Origin of the sequence: Amycolatopsis sp. cmx-8-4 (assembly GCF_046548675.1) — a bacterium.
GTDB lineage: Bacteria > Actinomycetota > Actinomycetes > Mycobacteriales > Pseudonocardiaceae > Amycolatopsis.
On the sequence record NZ_JAEBDZ010000008.1, the window covers coordinates 15,198 to 37,496 of the forward strand.

Sequence of the window (22,299 nt, forward strand, 5' to 3'; positions counted from 1 at the left end):
ACGTGACCACCACGGAAGTCCCCAAGTCCGCGCGGGTGCGCGAAGCCGTCGACCGCCGGTTCGGGTTCCTCGACACCCTCGGCGACCAGATCCTGTTCTTCCTGCGCGCGATCGCCTGGATCCCGCGGGCGATCCGCCGCTACCTGCGCGAGATCGTCCGGCTGCTGGCCGAGGTCAGCTTCGGCAGCGGCGCGCTCGCCGTCATCGGCGGCACGATCGGCGTGATGATCGGGATGACCGTCGCCACCGGCACGGTCGTCGGGCTGCAGGGCTACTCCGCTCTCAACCAGGTCGGCACGTCGGCGTTCGCCGGGTTCGTCTCGGCCTACTTCAACACCCGCGAGATCGCGCCGCTCGTCTCCGGTCTCGCGCTGAGCGCCACCGTCGGCTGCGGCTTCACCGCGCAGCTCGGCGCGATGCGCATCTCCGAGGAGATCGACGCGCTCGAGGTCATGGGCATCCCGAGCGTCCCGTACCTGGTGACGACGCGGGTGATCGCCGGTTTCCTCGCCGTCATCCCGCTCTACGCGATCGGCCTGCTCTCGAGCTACCTCGCCTCGCGGCAGATCACCGTGTGGTTCTTCGGCCAGTCCGCGGGCACCTACGACCACTACTTCCTGCTGTTCCTGCCGCCCGGCGACGTGCTCTGGTCGTTCGGCAAGGTCCTGGTGTTCAGCGTCGTCGTGGTCCTGGCGCACTGTTACTACGGCTTCCGCGCGAGCGGCGGCCCGGCCGGTGTCGGCGTCGCCGTGGGCCGCGCGGTGCGCACCGCGATCGTCGCGATCAGCGTCCTCGACTTCTTCCTGTCCCTGGCCATCTGGGGCGCGACGACCACCGTGCAGGTGGCCGGATGAGACGCGATACCCGCCGGAAGGCCGGGGTCCGCACCGCCGGGGTGCTGTTCCTGGTCGTGATGGGCGTGCTGGTCACGCTGTCCATCAAGGTCTACGACAAGGACTTCGTCGCCACGGTGCCGGTGACGCTCAAGGCGAGCCGCATCGGCAACCAGCTCTCCCCCGGCGGCCAGGTCAAGGCCCGCGGCGTGCTGGTCGGCGAGATCCGCGACGTCAAGGCGACGCCCGAGGGCGCCGAAGTGGCGCTGGCGCTGGAGCCGGACAAGGTCTCCCTGCTGCCCAAGGACGTCTCCGCGCTGCTGGTGCCGAAGACGCTGTTCGGCGAGCGGTACGTCCAGCTGTCCATCCCGGACGGCGACCAGGGCCCGCACCTGAGCGCGGGTGACGTCATCGCGCAGGACCGCTCGGCCAACGCGATCGAGCTGGAGCGGGTGTTCGACAACCTGCTGCCGCTGCTCAAGGCCGTCCAGCCGCAGAAGCTCGCGACGACGCTGACCGCGGTGTCGACGGCGCTGCAGGGCCGCGGCGAGCAGCTCGGGCAGACGATCGACACGGCCGCGAGCTACCTCAAGGAGTTCAACCCCAACCTGCCGCAGCTCACCTCGGACATCCGGGACCTGGCCACGGTTTCCCAGGTGTACGGCGACATCGCGCCCGACCTGCTCGACGCGCTCACCGCCTCCGCCGTCACGCTCAACACGGTCAAGGAGAAGCAGGCCGACCTGGCCGGGGTCTACCAGCAGGTGACGTCGTCGTCGCAGGAGATCACGACGTTCCTGCAGAACAACCACGACAACCTCATCTCCCTGGCCGCCGACAGCCGCGCGCCGCTGGAGATCGCCGCGAAGTACTCCCCCAGCTTCGCCTGCACCCTCGCTTCGCTGAACGCCCTGAGGGGATCCATGGACAAGGTGCTCGGCGCGGGCACGAACGAACCGGGCCTGCACGCCGAGGTCGCGGTGACCGCCGACAGCGGCAAGTACCTGCCCGGCAAGGACGACCCGCGCTTCACCGACGGCGGCGAGCCCCGCTGTTACCCCTCCGGCGTCGCCCCGACCGCCGGCACCGCCGCGGCCACCCCCGGTGCCGCCGGCCACCCGCTGCTGCCCGGTGGCCAGGGTGACCTCGGCGTCGCGAACTCGCCGCAGGAACAGCAGCTGCTCGCCACGCTCGTCGCGCCGTCGATCGGCGTGCCGGACGCGCAGGTGCCCGGCTGGAGCAGCGTGCTCGTCGGCCCGCTCTACCGCGGCACGGAGGTGAAGCTCAAGTGAGGAACATCGCCTCCCCGCTGATCAAGAGCCTCATCTTCATCGTCGTCACCGCGCTCGCCACGACGCTGCTGGCCATCTCCATCACGAACTCCGGCCTCGGCGACGCGAAGCCGTACTCGGCGAAGTTCCTCGACGCCACCTCGCTCAACGTCGGCGACGACGTGCGCATCTCCGGCGTCCGGGTCGGCCAGGTCGAGTCACTCGACATCAGCGACCACAACCGGGCGCGGATCGGGTTCTCCCTCGACAGCGGCCGCCGGCTGCCCGCCGACGTCCACGCGGTCATCAAGTACCGCAACATGGTCGGGCAGCGCTACATCGCGCTCGAACGCGGCACCACCGCGACGCGGGACCTGCTGCCCGAGGGCGGCGAGATCCCGCTGGACCGCACGACGCCCGCGTTGGACCTCACCGACCTGTTCAACGGCTTCAAGCCGCTGTTCCAGGCGCTCTCGCCCAACGACGTCAACGAGCTCTCCGGCGAGATCGTCCAGGTGCTGCAGGGTGAAGGCGGCACCGTCGAGAGCCTGCTCGCCCACACCGGCTCGCTGACCACCACCCTCGCCGGGCGCGACCAGGTGATCGGCGAGGTGATCGGGAACCTCAACACGGTCCTGAAGACGGTCAACGGCAAGGGTGACGCGCTCGCGAACCTGGTCTCCACGCTGCGGCAGCTGGTGTCCGGACTGGCCGGCGACCGCGCCGCGATCGGCGACGCCATCAGCGGCATCGGCGACCTCACCCAGTCCACCGCCGGATTGTTCGAGCAGGCCCGCCCGCCGCTCAAGGCCAGCATCGCCGGGCTGCAGGGCGTCGCCGGGAACCTGGCCCAGAACCAGTCCGATGTGGACGGTTTCCTGACGAACCTGCCGGTCAAGTTCACCGAGATCGGCCGGGTCGCCTCCTACGGCTCGTGGATGAACTTCTTCCTCTGCCGCGCCACCCTGGAAACCACGCCCCAGCGCGGTGTCTACGTCCCGACGCCGAGGTGTGAGTCGTGAAGTCCTTCAAGGAGCGCAACCCGCTCGTCCTCGGCGTGCTCGGCAGCGTCGCGCTGGCCGCGCTGCTCACCGTCACGTTCAACTACGACAACCTGCCGATCGTCGGCGGCGGCACGACGTACGAGGCCGAGTTCTCCGAGGCGGCCGGCCTGCAGGCCGACGACGAGGTCCGGATCGCCGGCATCAAGGTCGGCGAGGTGCGCGACGTCGCGCTGGCCGACGACCACGTGCTCGTGTCGTTCCGGGTCAAGGACGCCTGGGTCGGCGACCGCACGTCCGTCCAGATCAAGATCAAGACGTTGCTGGGCCGCAAGTTCCTCGCGCTCGATCCGAGCGGCGACGCCGTGCAGAACCCGGACCAGGCGATCCCGCGGACCCGGACCGTCACGCCCTACGACGTCACCGACGCCTTCAACGGGCTCGCGAACACCGTCGGCTCGATCGACACCAAGCAGCTCGCGGACAGCTTCACGACGTTGTCGGACACCTTCCGCAACTCCCCCGAGCACGTCCGCAGCGCGCTCGACGGGCTGTCCCAGCTGTCGAAGACGGTGTCGAGCCGCGACAGCCAGATCTCCGAGCTGCTGGCCAACGCCCGGACGCTGACCACGACCCTGGCGAACTCGAACGACGACTTCGAGAAGCTGATCGACGACGGCAACCTGCTGCTCACCGAGCTGAACCGGCGCCGCGACGCGATCCACGACCTGCTCACCGGCTCGGCCCGGCTCGCCGACCAGCTCAGCGGGCTGGTGCAGGACAACACCGCGCAGCTCAAGCCGGCGCTGGAGGCGCTCAAGCAGGTGACGGACCTGCTCAAGCGGCAGAACGACAACCTGACCAAGGGTCTGCAGCTGGCCGGGCCGTACTTCCGCGTCGTCACCAACACGACCGGCAACGGCCACTGGATCGACGCCTACCTCTGCGGCCTGCTGCCCGAGAACCACGACCCGTGCGTCCCGCCGAAGAACCCGGGAGGGACCAAGTGAGCGCACTGACCACCACCAGGGCCGGGGTCCTGACCAGCCGGTTCATCGCCGCCGCCCTGCTGCTCGCGCTGGTCGTGACGGCCGCGCTGTGGTGGGTGTTCGCCGGCAGCGGCCAGCACCACGTCACGGCGTTCTTCTCGCGCGCGGTCGGCGTCTACCCCGGCTCCGACGTCCGCGTACTCGGTGTCCGGATCGGCGAGGTCGACGCCGTCACCCCGCGCGGCGAGCAGGTGCAGGTCGACATGAGCGTCGACGGCTCGGTCGGCGTCGCGCAGGACACGACGGTCCTGGTGATCGCGCCCAGCGTCGTCGCCGACCGCTACGTCCAGTTCGCCAAGCCGGCCCGCGGCGGGCCGCGGCTGCCGGACGGCGCGTCGATCCCGGTGCAGCGCACGGCGACGCCGGTGGAGCTCGACCAGCTCTACGCCAGCCTCGACTCGCTGACCAAGGCCCTCGGCCCGAACGGCGCCAACTCCCAGGGCGCGCTGTCGGACCTGCTGAAGACCGGCGCGGCGAACCTGCAGGGCAACGGCCAGGCGTTCAACGACAGCGTCAAGAACTTCGCCCAGCTGGCCCGCACGCTGGCCGGCAACTCGGGTGACCTGTTCGGCACCGTCGACGAGCTGCAGCAGTTCACGACCATGCTCTCGACCAACGACCAGCAGGTCAGCAGCGTCAACCAGCAGCTCTCACAGGTGTCGAGCACGCTGGCCGCCAACAGCGGCGAGCTGGCCCACGCCCTCGACGGCCTCGGCCGCGCGCTCGGTGACATCCAGGGGTTCATCCGCGACAACCGCGGCGCGCTCAAGGCCAATGTGGACAACCTGGTGACGACGACGCAGACGCTCGTCGACCAGCGCGCGTCGCTGGCCGGCACGCTCGACGCCGTCCCGCTGGCCGTGACGAACGTGCTCAACGCGGTCGACCCGAACACCGGACGGCTGCTCGGCCGGGCGAACCTCGACTACTACCAGGAGCTTCCGCTGCCGGTCACCGGCGATATCTACACCAACGGGGGTGGGCGATGAAGCGGGCCCTCGCCGCCGCGGTCGTCGGCTGCCTCCTGCTCACCGGCTGCTCGTCGGGTGAGTTCAAGGGCGTCTACGACCTGCCGCTGCCCGGTGGCGCCGACGTCGGCGCCCACCCGTACGACGTGACCGTGCAGTTCGCCGACGTCCTCGACCTCGTGCCGCAGGCCGCGGTGAAGGTGGGCGACGTCCCGGTCGGGCGCGTCCGGGAGATCCGGCTGGGGACCGACGGCTGGACGGCCGAGACCGTGCTCGAGGTCAACGGCGACGTCGTGCTGCCCGCGAACGCCGTTGCGCGGCTGCGCCAGTCCAGCCTGCTGGGCGAGAAGTTCGTCGAGCTGGCCCCGCCGGACGACACCACGGCCGCGCAGAGCGGCCCGCGGCTCGGGAACGGCGCCACGATCACCCTGGACCGCACCAACCGCAACCCCGAGTTCGAAGAGATCTTCGGCGCGTTGTCCCTGCTGCTCAACGGCGGCGGGATCGGGCAGCTGCAGACGATCAACCGCGAGCTGTCGAAGGTGATGGACGGCAACGAGGAGCAGATCCGCTCGTTCCTGGGCGGCGTCGACAGCCTGATGACCGACCTGGACGCGCACCGCTCGGACATCACCGAGGCGCTCGACGGCCTCAACCGCCTGTCGGCGACGCTGGCCAACCGCCACGAGCAGGTGTCCGGCGCGCTGACCGACCTGACGCCGGGCCTGCAGTCCCTGACCGAGCAGCGCACGCAGCTCGTCTCGATGCTGCAGTCGCTCGACCGGCTCTCGACGGTGGCCACCGACGTCGTCGACCGCAGCCGCGACGACCTGGTCGCCGACCTGCGCTCGCTCGCGCCGATCCTGCAGCAGCTGGCCAAGGCCGGCGACGACCTGCCGCAGTCGCTGCAGATGCTGCCGACCTTCCCGTTCCCCGACTCGGTGCTCCCCGCGGTGAAGGGCGACTACATCAACGTCTACACGTCGATGATCCCGGCGGCCGGCGTGCCGCTGCCGCCGTCCGGCCAGGGCGTCCCGCCCGGCCTGCCGACGCTCCCGCTGCCGAGCGGCGAAGCCCGCGTCTCCGGAGGCCGCTGATGCTGACGCGCAGAGTGCGGGTCCAGGTGGTCCTGTTCGTCATCATCGCCCTGGCCACCACGGCGTTCGTGGGCGCGAACTACGCGGGCCTCGGCCGGCTGTTCGGCTCCGGCAGCTACACGGTCAAGCTGGAACTGGCCGAAGGCGGCGGTCTCTTCACCAACGGCGAGGTGACCTACCGCGGCGTCGCCGTCGGCCGGGTCGGCGAGCTGCGGCTCACCACCACCGGCACCGAGGCCGACCTGCTCATCGACGACGGCGCCCCGCCGATCCCGGAGAACTCCCAGGCCGTGGTGGCGAACCGGTCCGCGGTCGGCGAGCAGTACGTCGACCTGCAGCCGCGCACGTCCGACCGGCCGTACCTGGCCCAGGGTTCGGTGATCCGGCGCGAGTCGACGACGCTGCCGCTGCCGGTGAACAACCTGCTGACGGACCTGGACTCCTTCACCGCGTCCGTGCCGACGCAGGACCTGCGCACGGTGGTGAACGAGCTCGACGACGCCCTGCGCGGCGCCGGCCCGGACCTGCAGACGCTGATGGACTCGGCGACGACGTTCACCCAGGAAGCGAGCACGCACCTGCCGCAGACGTCGAAGCTGATCGGCGACGGCGCGACCGTGCTGCGCACCCAGGTCGACTCCGCGGCCGAGTGGCGCTCGTTCAGCAGCAACGCCAAGGTGTTCGCCCAGCAGCTGGCCAGCTCCGACGGCGACCTGCGGCGGCTGATCGCGACCGCGCCGCCCGCGGCGTCGGAGCTTTCGAGCCTGCTGAAGGAGAACGACCCGGGCCTGCCGATCCTGCTGGCCAACCTGCTGACGACGTCCCGGGTGTTCGCCACCCGCACCGACGCCGAGCAGCAGTTCCTGGTCAACACGCCCAAGGCCGTCGCGGCCGTCGGCTCGGCGCTGAACGACCGGGGTGACGCGCTGCGGATGGGGCTGGTGCTGAACTTCGACAACCCGCCGCCGTGCCGGCAGGGCTACGAGGACACCCCGCACCGGGCGAGCACCGACGTCTCGCCGCTGCCGTTCCGGACCGACGCGGCGTGCACGCTGCCGTACGGGAACGAGAGCTCGGTGCGCGGCACGCAGAACGCGCCGCACCCGGCCGTGCCGGCCCCGGCCGTGCCGGGCGGGCTGACCGGCCCGCTCGGGTTCGGCACCCAGGCGACGTCGACGAGCCTCGAGGAGATGCTGTGGCTGCGGTGAAGCGGAAGTACCTGCCGCTGGTGCTCGTGGCGGCGGCGGCGGTGTTCGCGGGCGGGTCGGGCTACGCGTGGTACTCGGCGTCGAACGACCCGGCCCTGACCTACGGCGCCGCCCGCGACGACGCCCTGTCCAGCGGCCGGACGCTGGTGACGGAGCTGAGCAGCCTCGACTACCACGACGTCGACGGCGGTCTCGGCCGCTGGCTGGCGGCGTCGACGGGCCCGCTGCACGACCAGCTGGCCCACACCGACGACACGACGAAGAAGACCCTCGCGGCGAACGCCACGGTGGCGACGGGCCGCGTCCTGGACGCGGCGTTGAGCGAGCTGGACGAGCACGCGGGCACAGCGAAGCTCCTGGCCTCGGTGGAGATCACGATGGCGAAGCAGGGAACGGCCCCGGCGGTCAAGCGCAACCGGTTCGCGGCGGCGCTGACGCGCACTCCGGACGGCTGGAAGCTGAGCGCGCTCGACCAGCTGCCGGTGGGTGCGTGATGAGCCGGACGGAAGAGATCGCGGCGATCGACGAAGCCGACGAGCGTGACCTCGTCGCCGAGCCCGAAACCGACACCGAAACCGTCGCCGTCGCCGTCGCCGTCGCGACCAAGACCGAGACCGACGAGCCCGAGGTCGTCCCCGAGGCAGCTGATGCGGACGAAGCGGATTCCGCCGAAGCGGCACTTTCACGTGAAAGTGCCGCTCCGACCCCGCGGCCGGCCTGGCTGCGGCTGCCCGCGCTCCTGCTGGCCGCCGCCCTCCTGCTGACCGGGGCCGGCGTCTGGTTCACCCTCGAAGCGCGGTCCGCGTCGGGGAACCCGGCCGCCGGCAACCTCGCCCTCACCGACGTCGGCGCCACCGCCGACGTCACCTCGGCCGTCACGCTCGCCATGAACCGGATCTTCTCCTATTCCTACGACAAGACCGACGTCACCGAGAAGGCCGCCGCGGCCGTGCTGCGCGGTGCCGCGAAGGATTCCTACGACAAGCTCTTCGCCCAGGTCCGCGAGAAAGCGCCCCAGCAGAAACTGGTGCTCACCTCTCGCGTTTCGGCGATCGCCGTGCAGGATCTCCGGAATGGTCACGCGCGGTTACTCGTCTTTCTCGATCAATCAGCCGTTCGCGCCGACAACAATGCAACCGACAGCGCCGCGGCCCAGCTTTCCGTGACCGCGGAACACACCGGCGACGGCTGGGTCGTCACCGAACTCGAACCGCGCTGACGCCGTTCCACCGAATAGCGCACTTCACCGGTTCCGGAAGCATCCGGAACCGGCCGGGAAAATCGCAAGGGAGAACAACTATGTCCATGGCAACGCAGCTGAAGAGACTGGCTGTGCTCACGTCGGCGGCGGCCGTCGTCCTGACCGGGGTCGCCGTGACACCCGCGTCGGCCGACATCATTCCCATCGCGGTGTCCTACAAGGTCACCGGCTCCTCCACGGTCAAGAAGACCGGCAGCGCCCTGAAGCTCGGCCCCGGCAGCCTCAAGGGCAACCTGCTGATCGACGACCAGACCGGGTCGGTCGGGCTCAGCGCGAACCTGACGCTGCCGCCGGCGCAGGCCGACATCTCCTTGCTGTCCGGGATCTTCCGGATCAAGGCGAAGGTGAAGGTCACGCCGCTCGGCCCGGTCACCGGTTCGATCGCCGACGGCAACCTCGTCACCAAGGCCAAGGCCAACATGGAGATCTACGACATCTGGGCCGGTCCGATCGTGCCGATCATCCCGCTGCCGACCGTGCCGGGCAGCTGCAAGACGAAGACCCCGCTCGACCTGAACCTGAGCGCGCAGGACATCGACATCACCGCGCCCGCGTTCACCGTCAAGGGCACCTACACGATCCCCGAGTTCACCAACTGCTTCATCGCCGACATCGCGCTCGGCGCCCTGATTTCCGGGCCGGGCAACACGATTTCGCTCGACCTCGCCAACGACGCCACCTGATCCGAGCGCGGGTGGCGGGCTTCCGGGCCCGCCACCCGCCGGCTCAGCAAGCCGCGTTCGGATCCGCCTTCAGCACAAAACTGTCGTTGTCCCCGGCGGACACCGCGAACACCGGGCCGCAGGTCAGCGGCGACGACTCCCCGACGATGTTCGAGCCCCAGACGATGATGTCCCCGTTCGTCTTGTACGCCAGGTTGTGGTTGAACCCGGCGTCGATGCCCGCGACGCCGGACAGGGCTTCCGGCGGCACGTCGACCTGCAGGTAGTTGTCCCGGCCCCACGCGTAGACCCGGCCACCCTTCAGCGCCAGGCTGTGCTGGTACCCGGCGGAGACCGCCGTGACCCCGGACGACAGGCCGGCCGGCACGGTCGCCTGGCCGTAGGTGTTGCTCCCCCAGGCCAGCACGCCGCCGTTCTTGAGTGCCAGGTTGTGGTCGCCACCGGCGGAAATCGCGCTCACGCCGGACTGCGCGGCCGCCGGCACGTCGGTCCGCGTCCCCCAGCTGATCACCTGCCCGCCTTGTTTCAGGGCGAGACTGTGCATGTTGGACGCCGAGATCGCGATGACGCCACTGCCCACCGACGCGGGCAGGGTGGTCTGGCCGTACCAGTTGTTGCCCCAGGCCAGGACCTTGCCGCTCTTGAGGGCCAGTTCGTGGCCCCAGCCGGAGGCGATCTGGCTGACCCCGGACGTCGCCGCCGCGGGTACCTGGTTGGCGCCCCAGTTGTTCGCGCCCCACGCGAGGACCGCGCCGCCCTTCAGCGCCAGCGCGGTCGTGCTGCCCGCCGACACGGCGGTGACCCCGTCCAGCGTCGCCGGCGGCGGGATCGTGACGTCGTAGTCCGGTTTGCCCCAGCCGATGACGCCGCCGACACCGGCCGCGTACGCGGGCGACGCGCACAACGAAGCGGTCGTCGCCACGGCCACCGCGAATGCGGCTCCCTTCAGTGATACCCGTCCACAACGGGAAGTACCCGGCACGGTAGCCTCATTTCTCCGGTTTCGTTATCCGGCATTGCCCGGCAAGATCACAAATGGTAGACCGTTCGGCACAGCGGTTCGCCGTCGTGACCGCTCTTTGTCACAATCCGCCAAATCCTTCGGCGAGCCTACGCGGCGGGACACAAGAAATCGATACACCCGCACGGGCCCTCACCCACGCAAGGACGAAGTCTTGTTCCGTACTGAACTGGCGAGTAGCCTCGATTTCGGCAGATGGACCTCCACCTCGCACGCCGGTGAATCGCGTCCCGCCACCCGGGGCAATGGGGTCGGGTGAACGCGATGGGGGCACGGCGGCGAGAAAATCGATCAGCCAAAGCCGAGACTGAACTGAATCAAAGGAGATGAAGGCATGTCCCGACTCAGCAGGCTGTCCGCCGGTATCGCCACCACCGCGACCGCCATCGGCGCCATCGCGGTGCTGACGGCCGGCGTCGCGTCGGCCGCGACGATCACCTACACCGCCGGCGGCACGACGCCCGTCACGTACAACTGCACCTTCCCGGGCATCTCGCCGCAGCCGGTCGCGGTCGTCGCGCACCTGGACGCGCCGAGCTCGGTCGTGCACAGCACCACCGTCACCCCGAGCAACGTGAACGGCACCGCGACGATCTCCTCGACCGTCCACTCGCTGCTCACCGCGGTCGGCTACGACGGCATCCGGGGCACGGCCAGCGTGCCGGTCAGCGCGTCCTCGGGCACGCTGTCGCAGCCGGCGGCGACCGGGCTGAACATCCCGCAGGTGATCTACCCGACCGGCGGGGCGATCACGGTGAACATCGCGCAGGTCGCGACGTCCAGCATCCCGAACTGGACGGCGCCGTCCGCCGCGGGCACCGCCACGCTGTCGCTGACGAGCTCGCTGTCGGCGGCACTGGAATTCCACAAGAAGTCCACGAACACCTGGACGCCGTGGGCGATGAGCTGCACCCTGAAGGCGACGAGCCCGGTGCAGAACACCTCGTTCAGCCCGAGCATCACCGTCTCCTGACCGGACGTCCCGGTGCGGGCCCCCTCGACGGGTCCGCACCGGGACTTTCCCGGTTTCCCGCTCCCGAACACCCGAGGAACCCGATGCCACGTCGAGTCCGGCCCCGCACCGTCACGGTGTCCGCGCTGGCGGCCGCCGGCCTGCTGTCCGCGGCGAACGGCGCGCTGACCGGGGTCGGTTCGGCCGCCCCCGCCCCGGCGGTCCCGCCGGACACGAAAGCGACGGCGTCGGTCTCGGTGACCTGTCCCTTCGCCGACCCGATCGGCTCGCGCGCGCTCACCGTCGAGACGTCGGCGACGCTGCCCGCCCAGGCGAAGACCAGCTCCGCCGCGACGATCAGCGACTTCTCCGCGAAGTTCACGCTCCCCCGCGACGTCGCGCTCGCTCTCCTCCCCGCCGGCGCCACCGCCGGATCGCTCCAGGGCACCGTCGCCACGACCATCTCCGTGCACCAGAGCGACCGCGCCGAGAAGGTCCCGGTCCCGCTGACCGTGGCGGCCACCCCGCTGCCGGAGACCGGTGACGTCACCTTGACGGCGACCGGCACGGTCCCGCGGATCGCGATCAACACCGTCGGCCCGGTCACCCTCGACGTCACCGCGCCGACGCTCGCGCTGGCCGCCGTCCCGCCACCGGACGCGACCGCGAGCACCCAGCCCGCACCCGGCATCGCGTGCACCCTGGACCCGGGCCAGCCGGCGACGCTGGGCAAGATCCTGGTGCTTCCGAAGGCCGCGCCGGGTACCAAGCAGAAGCAGCAGACCGGCCCGGGTGGAGTGTCCACATTGGACGACCCGGCCCCGCCGCTGGAGATCCCCACACCGCTGGCCCTGGTCAGCGTCCTGACGACGTCGACCGTCGCGAAGCTCGGTGCCACCGTCGTCAGCGACCCCGCGTTCCTGATCAACGGGCTGTTCATCCTGGCGCTCGACCCCGACACCGGCGAGATCGTCGACCGCAAGGTCACCGGGTCGACCGTCTTCAAGCCGGCCACCGCCACGTTCCTCGGTTTCGGGTTCGTGCCGGTGACGGCGACCATCGAGTTCCTGCCGCTCGACTACCAGGACAGCAAGCTCATCGACATCTCCGGCGGCCTGCACGACGACCCGGTCACCGGCGAACCCGTGCTGGACACGCAGCTGTCGGTGATCGCGCGGCTGAGCGAAGCGAAGATCAACGGCGTCCCGCTCGACCTCGGCCCCGACTGCGTGACGGCGACGCCGGTGTCGCTCGATCTGAGCGGCCCGTACGACCCGTTCAGCGTCGGGCACATCCGGACCGACCCGGCGAAGGGCTTCGTGCTGCCGGCGTTCCGCGGCTGCGGCGCCGGCGGCCAGGACCTGAACCCGCTGCTCACCGGGATGAGCTCCGGCCCGGGCAACCAGGCGTTCGTCGACACCTACAACCTGGTGCCCTGCACCGAACCCGACCAGACCCAGTGCCCGGACGGCTCCAACCCGCCACCGCCCGGCAGCGCCACGGCACAGAAGACCCAGAACACGCAGAAGGCGGTCAAGAAGCCGAACTGAGGGAACTCATGAGGGGAATCGGAACGGCCGTCGCGGCGGCTCTGCTCGTCACGGGCGTGACGGCGGGAACCGCGAGGGCGACGACGATCACGAACACGGGTGCGCTGACCTACACCTGCACGTACCCGGGAATCTCGCCGCAGCCGGCGACGCTGACGGCCCACCTCTCGGTGACCGATCCCCACACCGGGCAGGCTTTCACGGTCACGCCGTCCGCGACGCAGGCCTTCTCGGCCGCGGTGCACACGCTGCTGACCGCGGCCGGCTACGACCAGGTGCGCGGCTCCATCGCCGCGACGTTCACCGTCTCGGGCGCGACACCCGCGTCCGGGACGATCGCGGGCGGCTTCCCCGCCCAGCCGATCACCACCTTCTCGGTGACCGGTTCACCCCAGGTGTTCACCGCCGGCGCGGCGTTCGCGGTCGGGTTCACGCTGGGTCCCACCGTCACCGAGGCCCTGGAGTTCCACCGCGCCGGCGGAACGTGGGTCCCCTGGACGTCGAACTGCACGCTCAAGGTCACCAGCCCGGCGCAGAACCCGGCGTTCACCCCGAGCGTCCCGATCACCTAACTCGCTGCAGCGCGTCACCCTGGTGCAGCGGTTCACCGGCCCGGACTCGGTCGCCCCGGCGCCGCCTTCGTGATTTCCGGCGTCTCCGGCAGCGTCACGCTGTCCCCGGCCGCCCACGCGAACCTCACCGCCGGCGGCAACGACGGCCTCACCGGCGGCTTCACCGCGGCGTTCGTCGAGGCCGCGAACGCGCCGCGCTCGTCGACCGTCTCCGCACCGGACGTACCGGCGATGTGGGGCCCCGACCCGGTGGCGATCGACTTCGCCGGGGGCCGGCAGACGCACAAGGCGGCCGCATCGGGAACCGTCACGTTCCGCGCGGACCGGCTGGCGTTGATCCTTTCCCTGCACCGTCCGGACGGCGCCCCCGCGGGCCCGACCCTGGTCTGCGCGCAGACCCCGGGCCAGAACGCCGGCTTCTCGCCCACGATGCCGATCGGCTAGCTCGGCGTCCACTGTGGACGGATCGCGCCCGCGCGCGGGACCGGCAGCAGGTCGCTCACCGGGTAGCGCAACGGCAACGGGGCCGCGCCTGCGCGCAACGCCAGCTCCATCTCGAACCGGGCTCCCGGGTCGCGCAGGCTGTCGCCGAAGGTCGCCTGGAGCTGGCGCATGCGGTAGCGGACCGTCTGGGGGTGGACGCCGAGGCGTTCCGCGATCTCCACCACGTTGCCCTGGCTGTCCAGCCACGCCCGCAGTGTCTCCAGCAGCCGCTCCTGCTGCTTGCCCGTCATGTCCGCCAGCGGCGCGAACAGCCGGTGCCGCAACGTGCCGACCAGGCCCGTGTCGGAGTTGACCAGCAGCGTCGCCAGGTGCTCCTCGGCCCGCAGCACCGGGCGGGGCACCAGGACGCCGCGTTCGGTGAGCTGCAGCGCGTTCCGGGCCCAGCGCAGGGAGTCCGCGACCGAGGCCAGCGGCACGCACGGGCCGATCGAGAGACGGCAGTCCGGGAGCGCCACCTGCAGCGTCGCCAGGCGGGCGCTGCCCAGCTGGCCGGGCACGACCAGCTTCGGGTCGGGGGTGTCGAGCTCGGCGAGGACGTCGGCGTCCAGGCCCGCGTGGCGCCGGGCCGGGGCGACGCCGTCGGCCGGGCAGACGGCCACCGGGGTCGCGTCGGTCGGGACCGTCCAGCCGATCAGCTGGGCCAGCTCGGCGATCGCCTTCGGTGACGCGGGCGGCGTCTCGAGGATCAGGTGGAGCAGCTTGCGGCGCCAGGTGTCGAGCGCGCCCGCCGTGCGCGCCTTCGCTTCCAGGTAGCCGTCGAGCGCGACGGAGGCGAGCTCGTCCATGAACGCCAGCATCGCGTCGGCCAGCTGGGACATCACCGCCGACGAGAGCCCGCTCCGCCGTCCGACACGCATGATCCGCCGCCACGACACCCGCGCGCCGACCCGGTAGGCCGACTGCAGCGTGTCGAGGCTGCGGCCTTCGCGCATCTCGTTCTGCCCGAGGCGGTGGTGCACGTCGTGGGACTGCTCCTTGGACACCGTCGGGTCGGCGATCTGCGCGACGAACAGCGTGATCGCGTATTCGACGCCGGCGCGGATCGACTTGCCGTAGGGCCCGTCGAGCGGGCGGGCGTAGGCCGGGATGGTCGCGCGGATCTCGTCGACGATCTCGGCGGCGAGGCTGGCCAGCTCGGGCCGGAGGATGTCGGCGAGCTTGCGGGGCAGTCCGGCCGGCGGTGCGGGGTGGTCGAATCCGCGCTCCACCGACATCGCAGCTCCTTTGCTCCGCCCCAGAGGCCCCGCGGACGCGCGGCCGAGCACCCCGCGCCTGGTGCGGGGTGACACCGGACACATCGAAAAACTAGCCCGGAACGTGTCACACCTTCGAAGGGAAACCGATTTCTTGTCATCTTCGTGACAAGTTCACGAGGCACTCATGAGAAATGCTGACAAGTACCCCGCCGACTGCACCCGGATGTACGTACGAACGGACGAACCACCCGCCCGGCGCGCACCCGGACCCGGTCGCTTGTATCGTGTGGTTGATACAAGCGGGAGGTACGACATGGCGTGGGACAACATGCTCGCGGTCGGGCTCGTCATGGGCCTGGGCGGCCTGGTGATCCTGATCATCCTGTGGCCGAACGACAAGCGCGGGGCCCGCCTGCTCGTGCGCTGGGGGGTGCCGGACCCGGACGCCGCCGAGGTGGCCATCGCCGTCCGCTACCTCAAGCGGCGCCGGTTCTGGTACCCGTGGCTCTACCTGGGGCTCCCGCAGCTGTTCGGCAGCAACGACGGCAGCGCCGCGATCGTCGGCACCCTGCTGCTCGGCGGCCTGATCGCCGAGCTGCTCGCCCAGCGGCCCACCCGCGGGCCACAGCGGGAAGCCGTCCTCGTCCGGCGGACGCTGCGCGACGTCGTCCCCGCCTGGGCCCTGGTGCTCAGCGGGCTGGCGTCGGCGGCCGCGATCGTCCACCTGGCCCTGACCCGGCAGTGGCCGCTGCTGGCGGTCGCCGTCGGCACGACGCTGGTCTGCTGGGCGATCACCCTGCTGGCCGTGCGGCGCCCGCCGGCCGGGGAGCCGCGCGCCGACCTGGCCCTGCGCTGCCGCAGCGCCCGCGTCGCGATCGGGCTGGGCATCGCCACCTGCACGGCGGACAGCTGGACGCAGGGCAACCTCGCGTCGCTCCTGATCGTCGTGGTGGGCATCGCCGCGTTCCTGGCCGTCACCGCCCCGCTGAAGAGGCTCCCGGCGCTCGCGTGAAGATCGTCGTCGACACCGAGAACGGCCTGGCGCCCTGGCGGCAGGTGCACGACCAGATCATCCGCGCGGCCACGGCGGGCGCGCTCCCCGAGGGGACGCGCCTGCCGCCGATCCGCCAGCTGGCCCGCGACCTGGGCCTGGCGTCGGGCACGGTGGCCCGCGCGTACCGCGAGCTGGAGACGGCGGGCTGGGTGGAGACCGCGCGGGCCCGCGGCACGGTGATCACGATCCCCGCGAACCGCCCGGACCCGGCGGCCCTGCTCCTGGCCGCGGCGGCCGACTACGCGACCCGGGCCCAGGACCTGGGCGCGAACCTCGACATCGCCCTCGACGCGGTCCGCAAGGCCTACCCGTCGTGAGTGGTAATTCGGGTTAGAACCCTAATTACCACTCACGAGAAGCCGACCCAACGCGGCCAGCACCGGCTCGAGCACCTCGACCTCGCGCGGGTTGCCCACACACTCGGTGATCCCCGCGCCGATGACGTCGTAGGCCGCCAGCGCGTCCAGCGACGACACCAGCCGCGCGATCGTCCAGCCGCCCGGCTCGGGGTAGTTGAGCCCGCCGAACTCCGTCGGATCCAGCACATCCAGGTCCACGTGCACGTACAGCTTCTCCGCGCCCGCCAACGCATCGACCGACGTGACCGCCAGCCCCCGCGCGACCGCCGAACACTCTTCCGGGTCGAACACCCGGGTCCCGATCAGCACCGCGCGTCCCGGCTCCAGAGCCGGCGCAGCCGCGAACTCCGGGTCGCCCTCGCCGAGCAGCGACCGCAGCACCATCCCGTGGAACGCCCCTGACGGCGACGTCGCCGCCGTGTTCAGGTCCGCGTGCGCGTCGAACCACGCGACGCCCAGGCCCGGGCCGTACCGGTACCGGGCGACGCCGATCGGGACCAGCTCGACGCCGCAGTCACCGCCGATCGTCAGGACCGGGCCGCCCGGGGCCTCCAGCGCGGCCAGCTGCGCCGCGCGGTTCGGCCCGGTCAGCACCGCGCGGTTGGCGATCCCGGCGTCCACTTCGGACAGTTCACGGGACTGCGGGACGTGGTGCACGGGCCGGCCGAGCACGTGCCCGGCCAGCTCCGCGAGGGCGACGCAGCCCCCGGGCAGGTCACCCGCCCGAGGGCTTACCGCACCTTGCCGTTGCGGTACCGCGTTGATCAGCAGGGTCACTCCAGGACGAGCAGGAGGTCGCCGCCCTCGACCTGCTGGACGGCGTTGATCGCGCGGCGCGACACCTTGCCACCCGCGGACGCCGTGATCGAGGCCTCCATCTTCATCGCCTCGATCGTCGCGACCGTGGCACCGGCCTCGACCGTGTCGCCCTCGTTGACCTGCAGCGTGACCACGCCGGCGAACGGCGCCGCGACCTGCTTCGGGTTGCCCTTGTCCGCCTTCTCGGTCGCCGGGATGTCCGACGCGATCGAGGTGTCGCGGACCTGGATCGGGCGCAGCTGGCCGTTGAGCGTCGACATCACCGTGCGCAGGCCGCGCTCGTCGGCCTCGCCGATCGCCTCCAGCTCGATGAGGAGCCGCACACCCGGCTCGAGGTCGACGGCGTACTCCTCCCCCGGGCGCAGGCCGTAGAAGAAGTCCTTGGTGGGCAGCACCGAGGTGTCGCCGTAGGCCTCGCGGTGCGCCTCGAACTCCTTGGTGGGGCCGGGGAACAGCAGCCGGTTCAGCGTCCGGCGGGGGTTCTCCCCGAGGGCCTTGCGGTCCTCTTCGGACAGTTCCTGCACCGGCTTCGGGTCCGCGCGGCCTTCGAGGGCCTTGGTGCGGAACGGCTCCGGCCAGCCGCCCGGCGGGTCGCCGAGCTCGCCGCGCAGGAAGCCGATCACCGAGTCGGGGATGTCGAACTTGTTCGGCTCCGCCTCGAAGTCGGCCGGGGAGACGCCCGCGCCGACCAGGTGCAGCGCGAGGTCGCCGACGACCTTCGACGACGGCGTCACCTTCACCAGGTGGCCGAGGATCTTGTCGGCCGCCGCGTACATCGCCTCGATGTCCTCGAACCGGTCGCCCAGGCCCAGCGCGATGGCCTGGGTGCGCAGGTTCGACAGCTGCCCGCCGGGGATCTCGTGGTGGTAGACGCGCCCGGTGGGCGAGGCCAGCCCGGCCTCGAACGGCGCGTAGATCTTGCGCACGCTCTCCCAGTACGGCTCCAGCTCGCCGATCGCGTCCAGGCTCAGCCCGGTGGTGCGGTCGGAGTGGTCGGTGGCCGCCACGATCGACGACAGCGACGGCTGCGACGTCGTGCCCGCCATGGACGACACCGCGCCGTCGACGGCGTCCGCACCCGCGTTGATCGCCGCGAGGTAGGTGGCCAGCTGGCCACCCGCGGTGTCGTGGGTGTGGATGTGCACCGGCAGGTCGAACTCCTTGCGCAGCGCGGTGACCAGCCGGGTCGCCGCGGGTGCGCGCAGCAGCCCGGCCATGTCCTTGATCGCCAGGACGTGCGCCCCGGCGCCGACGATCTGTTCGGCCAGCTTGAGGTAGTAGTCGAGCGTGTAGAGCTTCTCGCCCGGGTCCGACAGGTCCGAGGTGTAGCAGAGCGCCACCTCGGCGACCGCGGTTCCGGTCTCGCGCACGGCTTCGATGGCCGGGCGCATCTGCTCGACGTCGTTCAGCGCGTCGAAGATCCGGAAGATGTCGATGCCGGTCTTCGTGGCCTCTTGGACGAAGGCGTTGGTCACCTCGGTCGGGTACGGCGTGTAGCCGACGGTGTTGCGCCCGCGCAGCAGCATCTGCAGGCAGATGTTGGGCACGGCCTCGCGCAGCGCGGCGAGCCGCTCCCACGGGTCCTCGGCGAGGAACCGCAGCGCGACGTCGTAGGTCGCGCCACCCCAGCACTCCAGGGACAGCAGCTGCGGCACGGTGTTCGCGACGATCGGCGCCACCGCCAGCAGGTCCTTCGTGCGGACGCGGGTGGCGAGCAGCGACTGGTGCGCGTCGCGGAACGTCGTGTCGGTGACGCCGATGTGCGGCGACTCCCGCAGCCAGCGGGCGAAGCCTTCCGGACCGACCTCGACGAGCTTCTGCTTCGAGCCGGCGGGCGGCTGGGCGTCCTTCGCCAGCTTCGGCAGCTTCAGCGTCGCGTCGGGCGTCTTCGGGCGCTCGCCGTGCGGCTTGTTGACCGTCTGGTCGGCGAGGTAGGTCAGCAGCCGCGTGCCGCGGTCGGCGGAGTGCCGCGCGGTGAGCAGGTGCGGACGTTCCTCGATGAACGACGTCGTGACGCGCCCGGCGCGGAAGTCCGGGTCGTCGAGCACGGCCTGCAGGAACGGGATGTTCGTGGCCACACCGCGGATCCGGAACTCGGCGACGGCGCGGCGCGCGCGGCCGACGGCGGTCTCGAAGTCGCGCCCGCGGCAGGTGAGCTTCACCAGCAGCGAGTCGAAGTGGGCGCTGATCTCGGTGCCGGAGAAGGCGGTGCCGCCGTCGAGCCGGATGCCGGAGCCGCCCGGCGAGCGGTAGGCGGAGATCATACCGGTGTCCGGGCGGAAGCCGTTGGCCGGGTCTTCGGTGGTGATGCGGCACTGCAGCGCGGCGCCGCGCAGGTAGATCTTGTCCTGGCTCAGGCCGAGGTCGTCGAGGGTCTGGCCGGAGGCGATCCGCAGCTGCGACTGCACGAGGTCGACGTCGGTGACCTCTTCGGTGACCGTGTGCTCGACCTGGATGCGCGGGTTCATCTCGATGAAGACGTGGTTGCCCTGCTTGTCGAGCAGGAACTCGACGGTGCCGGCGTTGCGGTAGCCGATCTGCTTCGCGAACTTGACCGCGTCGGCGCAGATCCGGTCGCGCAGCTCGGGGTCGAGGTTCGGCGCCGGGGCCAGCTCGACGACCTTCTGGTGGCGCCGCTGCACCGAGCAGTCGCGCTCGTAGAGGTGGATGATGTTGCCCACGGCGTCGGCGAGGATCTGCACCTCGATGTGCCGTGGCTCCACGACGGCCTTCTCGAGGAACACCGTCGGGTCGCCGAAGGCGGACTCCGCCTCACGCGCCGCGGCCTCGATGGACTCGCGCAGCTGGGCCGGCTCCAGGACGCGGCGCATACCGCGCCCGCCACCACCGGCGACGGCCTTGACGAACACCGGGAAGCCCAGCTCGTCGGCCGCCGCGACCAGCGCGTCGATGTCGCTGGACGGCTCGGACGAGCCGAGCACCGGGACGCCGGCCTCGCGCGCGGCCTTGACCGCGCGGGCCTTGTTGCCGGTGAGCTCGAGGATGTCGGCACTCGGGCCGACGAAGGTGATCCCCGCTTCCTCGCACGCGCGCGCGAGATCGGGGTTCTCCGACAGGAAGCCGTAACCCGGGTAGACGGCGTCGGCCCCGGCTTTCTTGGCCGCGGCGACGATCTCGTCGACCGAGAGGTAGGCGCGCACGGGGTGACCGGGCTCGCCGATCTCGTACGCCTCGTCGGCCTTCAGCCGGTGCAGCGAGTTGCGGTCTTCGTGGGGGAACACGGCGACCGTGCCCGCGCCCAGTTCGAAGCCGGCGCGGAACGCGCGGATCGCGATCTCACCGCGGTTGGCCACCAGCACCTTGCGGAACATGCCCGGTCCTTCCCGTTTGGATCGGTAGTCAGCGCACGTTACCCGGTTTTTCCCGGTGGGCGGGAGCTGCATACCAGGTGATGGACATCATGCGCGTGGAAAGATTGGCCGATCAGCCCTGGTGGCACCTCCCTGGCGAGGTTTCAGGACGCCGAGGGCACGGCTCCCGCTCGGCGGACGTGGCCACCACACCACCCGGAGTAGCCACCACGGCACACCGCGCCCGCTGGCGAACCCGCCTGCCGGCGTGTTGGCCGTTCCAGTCGCTGTGTTGGCCGTTCCCGTCGGTGTGTTGGCCACTCCGGTCGGCATGGTGGCCGCTCCCGTCGGTGTGTTGGCCACTCCGGTCGGCATGGTGGCCACTCCCGACGCTGTGGTGGCCATTCCGGTCGGCGTGGTGGCCGTTGCCGTCGTCGCCGGCCCGCTCCGGGTGACGACTTCGCCCGGGCTCTGGCCCTCTCCGTGGCCGTGCCCCCGCGCCACCAGGCGGCCCCCACCCTCTCCGGGGGGGCGTCCCCTGTCCAGCATATCGGCGGTGCCCGGCGAAGAGCCGGGAAAGCCGCGGGCCGGGCCCGGTTGTCCACATCTCGGCGAGCCTGTGGATCACCGGTTCGAACCAGCCGGTCAGGATGCGGGCGGCACGTAGAGCAGGCGGTTGGCCGTGCCTTCCGGGACGCCCTTCAGCGCGTCCGGCGTCGCGGCCCGCACCAGGGCTTGGTCCACCTGCGCAGGGGTCGAGCCGGGGTGCTGGGCCAGGTAGATCGCCGCCGCGCCGGCCGCGAACGCCGCGGCCACCGACGTGCCCGACTCCGGGCCCGCCGTCGTGCCGCCCGCGATCGGGCTCGGGACGGCGACGCCCGGCGCGTACAGGTCGATGTCCTGGCCGAAGTTGGACGCCTTGTCCGGGTGGTCCTGGTCGTCGATCGCCCCGACGGTCAGCGCCTCGCTCACCCGGCCCGGCGAGAAGCCGCTCGCGTCCGCCGTCTCGCTGCCGGCCGGGACGGCGATCGGCAGCACCGTGGCCAGCCGCTTCACGGCCGCGTCGAGCTGGTCGTTCGGGACGCCGCCGATGCCGAGGACGGCGACCGCGGGCTGCCGGGCGTTCTGCGCGACCCAGTCGAGCCCGGCGATGATCTCCTCGGTCGCGCCGCCGCCGCCGGAGTCGAGCACCCGCACCGGCACGATCTGCGCACCCTTCGCGACGCCGTAAGCCTGGCCCGCGGCGATCCCGGCGAGCCGGGTGCCGTGGCCGTTGGTGTCGGCCGTGTCGGTGCCGCCGCCGAGGAAGTCCCGCCCCGGCGCGACGCGGCCCTGGAAGTCGGGGTGCTGCGCGTCGACGCCGCTGTCGATCACGTAGATCGTGACGCCCGCGGCGTCGTCGCCGTAGCGGTAGGCGTGGTCGAGCCCGGTGCGCTGGTCGATCCGGTCCAGCCCCCAGCTGGGCGGATCCTGCTGCACTCCACCGGCGGCGGCCGCCGGCGCCTGCCCGGCGAGCACGATGGCCACGGCCGCGAGAACACCCCGTCGTTTCCTCATGATCAGCGTGGTACCCGCGAGCCGGAGCCGCGA

At 71.3% G+C, this 22,299-nt stretch carries 21 protein-coding genes; 16 read left to right on the forward strand and 5 right to left on the reverse strand.

The features are described 5' to 3' along the window. Positions 1-2: 2 nt before the first annotated feature. The 10 genes from ACLJQZ_RS18420 (at position 3) to ACLJQZ_RS18465 (ending at position 9,371) form a co-directional block, all read left to right on the forward strand. Positions 3-854, forward strand: a complete 852-nt coding sequence (locus ACLJQZ_RS18420) for an MlaE family ABC transporter permease (RefSeq protein ID WP_410621212.1) — start codon at positions 3-5, stop codon at positions 852-854. Continuing rightward, positions 851-2,125 (forward strand): MCE family protein, encoded by a 1,275-nt coding sequence (locus ACLJQZ_RS18425; protein WP_410621213.1) that lies wholly within the window; start codon positions 851-853, stop codon positions 2,123-2,125. Before ACLJQZ_RS18420 ends, ACLJQZ_RS18425 begins: the two co-directional genes overlap by 4 nt. Next, positions 2,122-3,126: an MCE family protein gene (locus ACLJQZ_RS18430; RefSeq protein WP_410621214.1), complete on the forward strand. Its 1,005-nt coding sequence runs from the start codon at positions 2,122-2,124 to the stop codon at positions 3,124-3,126. The genes ACLJQZ_RS18425 and ACLJQZ_RS18430 overlap by 4 nt, the downstream gene beginning before the upstream one ends. Further along, positions 3,123-4,115: an MCE family protein gene (locus tag ACLJQZ_RS18435; protein ID WP_410621215.1), complete on the forward strand. Its 993-nt coding sequence runs from the start codon at positions 3,123-3,125 to the stop codon at positions 4,113-4,115. Before ACLJQZ_RS18430 ends, ACLJQZ_RS18435 begins: the two co-directional genes overlap by 4 nt. After that, positions 4,112-5,143 (forward strand): MCE family protein, encoded by a 1,032-nt coding sequence (locus ACLJQZ_RS18440; protein ID WP_410621216.1) that lies wholly within the window; start codon positions 4,112-4,114, stop codon positions 5,141-5,143. Before ACLJQZ_RS18435 ends, ACLJQZ_RS18440 begins: the two co-directional genes overlap by 4 nt. After that, the gene (locus tag ACLJQZ_RS18445) at positions 5,140-6,219 is read left to right on the forward strand and encodes an MCE family protein (protein WP_410621217.1); all 1,080 of its coding nucleotides are present in this window, start codon (positions 5,140-5,142) and stop codon (positions 6,217-6,219) included. Before ACLJQZ_RS18440 ends, ACLJQZ_RS18445 begins: the two co-directional genes overlap by 4 nt. Then, entirely contained in the window at positions 6,219-7,427 is a 1,209-nt protein-coding gene (locus ACLJQZ_RS18450; RefSeq protein ID WP_410621218.1) for an MCE family protein, read from the forward strand. Before ACLJQZ_RS18445 ends, ACLJQZ_RS18450 begins: the two co-directional genes overlap by 1 nt. After that, the gene (locus ACLJQZ_RS18455; protein ID WP_410621219.1) at positions 7,415-7,921 is read left to right on the forward strand and encodes a hypothetical protein; all 507 of its coding nucleotides are present in this window, start codon (positions 7,415-7,417) and stop codon (positions 7,919-7,921) included. Before ACLJQZ_RS18450 ends, ACLJQZ_RS18455 begins: the two co-directional genes overlap by 13 nt. Beyond that, positions 7,921-8,646, forward strand: coding sequence for a hypothetical protein (locus ACLJQZ_RS18460; RefSeq protein ID WP_410621220.1), 726 nt, complete (start codon positions 7,921-7,923; stop codon positions 8,644-8,646). The genes ACLJQZ_RS18455 and ACLJQZ_RS18460 overlap by 1 nt, the downstream gene beginning before the upstream one ends. Positions 8,647-8,726: 80 nt before the next feature. Further along, on the forward strand, positions 8,727-9,371 hold the full coding sequence (locus tag ACLJQZ_RS18465) for a hypothetical protein (protein WP_410621221.1): 645 nt from the start codon (positions 8,727-8,729) through the stop codon (positions 9,369-9,371). 43 nt (positions 9,372-9,414) lie between these two features. Here ACLJQZ_RS18465 and ACLJQZ_RS18470 read toward each other — a convergent pair whose 3' ends face one another. Further along, a complete protein-coding gene (locus ACLJQZ_RS18470) occupies positions 9,415-10,293 on the reverse strand; it encodes an RCC1 domain-containing protein (RefSeq protein WP_410621505.1) in 879 nt (292 codons plus the stop codon). A 433-nt stretch (positions 10,294-10,726) separates the two neighbouring features. Between ACLJQZ_RS18470 and ACLJQZ_RS18475 the strand changes: the two genes are divergently transcribed. The 4 genes from ACLJQZ_RS18475 (at position 10,727) to ACLJQZ_RS18490 (ending at position 13,910) form a co-directional block, all read left to right on the forward strand. Beyond that, positions 10,727-11,365 carry a DUF6801 domain-containing protein gene (locus ACLJQZ_RS18475; protein ID WP_410621222.1) on the forward strand — a complete coding sequence of 213 codons (639 nt, stop codon included), beginning with the start codon at positions 10,727-10,729 and terminating at the stop codon, positions 11,363-11,365. A gap of 83 nt (positions 11,366-11,448) precedes the next feature. Further along, the gene (locus tag ACLJQZ_RS18480) at positions 11,449-12,894 is read left to right on the forward strand and encodes a DUF6801 domain-containing protein (RefSeq protein WP_410621223.1); all 1,446 of its coding nucleotides are present in this window, start codon (positions 11,449-11,451) and stop codon (positions 12,892-12,894) included. A gap of 8 nt (positions 12,895-12,902) precedes the next feature. Next, positions 12,903-13,466, forward strand: coding sequence for a hypothetical protein (locus ACLJQZ_RS18485; protein ID WP_410621224.1), 564 nt, complete (start codon positions 12,903-12,905; stop codon positions 13,464-13,466). A gap of 69 nt (positions 13,467-13,535) precedes the next feature. Further along, positions 13,536-13,910: a hypothetical protein gene (locus ACLJQZ_RS18490; protein WP_410621225.1), complete on the forward strand. Its 375-nt coding sequence runs from the start codon at positions 13,536-13,538 to the stop codon at positions 13,908-13,910. Here the strand turns inward: ACLJQZ_RS18490 and ACLJQZ_RS18495 are convergent. Continuing rightward, on the reverse strand, positions 13,907-15,184 hold the full coding sequence (locus tag ACLJQZ_RS18495) for a PucR family transcriptional regulator (RefSeq protein ID WP_410621226.1): 1,278 nt from the start codon (positions 15,182-15,184) through the stop codon (positions 13,907-13,909). The genes ACLJQZ_RS18490 and ACLJQZ_RS18495 overlap by 4 nt on opposite strands. 295 nt (positions 15,185-15,479) lie before the next feature. On the opposite strand from ACLJQZ_RS18495, the gene ACLJQZ_RS18500 reads away from it, so the two are divergent. Further along, the gene (locus tag ACLJQZ_RS18500; protein WP_410621227.1) at positions 15,480-16,178 is read left to right on the forward strand and encodes a hypothetical protein; all 699 of its coding nucleotides are present in this window, start codon (positions 15,480-15,482) and stop codon (positions 16,176-16,178) included. Further along, positions 16,175-16,537 carry a GntR family transcriptional regulator gene (locus ACLJQZ_RS18505; RefSeq protein ID WP_410621228.1) on the forward strand — a complete coding sequence of 121 codons (363 nt, stop codon included), beginning with the start codon at positions 16,175-16,177 and terminating at the stop codon, positions 16,535-16,537. Before ACLJQZ_RS18500 ends, ACLJQZ_RS18505 begins: the two co-directional genes overlap by 4 nt. Before the next feature lie 21 nt (positions 16,538-16,558). Here the strand turns inward: ACLJQZ_RS18505 and ACLJQZ_RS18510 are convergent, their stop codons facing one another. From ACLJQZ_RS18510 to ACLJQZ_RS18520, 3 genes are all read right to left on the reverse strand, one after another. Continuing rightward, the gene (locus tag ACLJQZ_RS18510; RefSeq protein ID WP_410621506.1) at positions 16,559-17,350 is read right to left on the reverse strand and encodes an arginase family protein; all 792 of its coding nucleotides are present in this window, start codon (positions 17,348-17,350) and stop codon (positions 16,559-16,561) included. A gap of 2 nt (positions 17,351-17,352) precedes the next feature. Beyond that, the gene (locus ACLJQZ_RS18515) at positions 17,353-20,730 is read right to left on the reverse strand and encodes a pyruvate carboxylase (protein ID WP_410621229.1); all 3,378 of its coding nucleotides are present in this window, start codon (positions 20,728-20,730) and stop codon (positions 17,353-17,355) included. 624 nt (positions 20,731-21,354) lie between these two features. Further along, positions 21,355-22,266 carry a S8 family peptidase gene (locus ACLJQZ_RS18520; protein WP_410621230.1) on the reverse strand — a complete coding sequence of 304 codons (912 nt, stop codon included), beginning with the start codon at positions 22,264-22,266 and terminating at the stop codon, positions 21,355-21,357. Between the last annotated feature and the right edge of the window lie 33 nt (positions 22,267-22,299).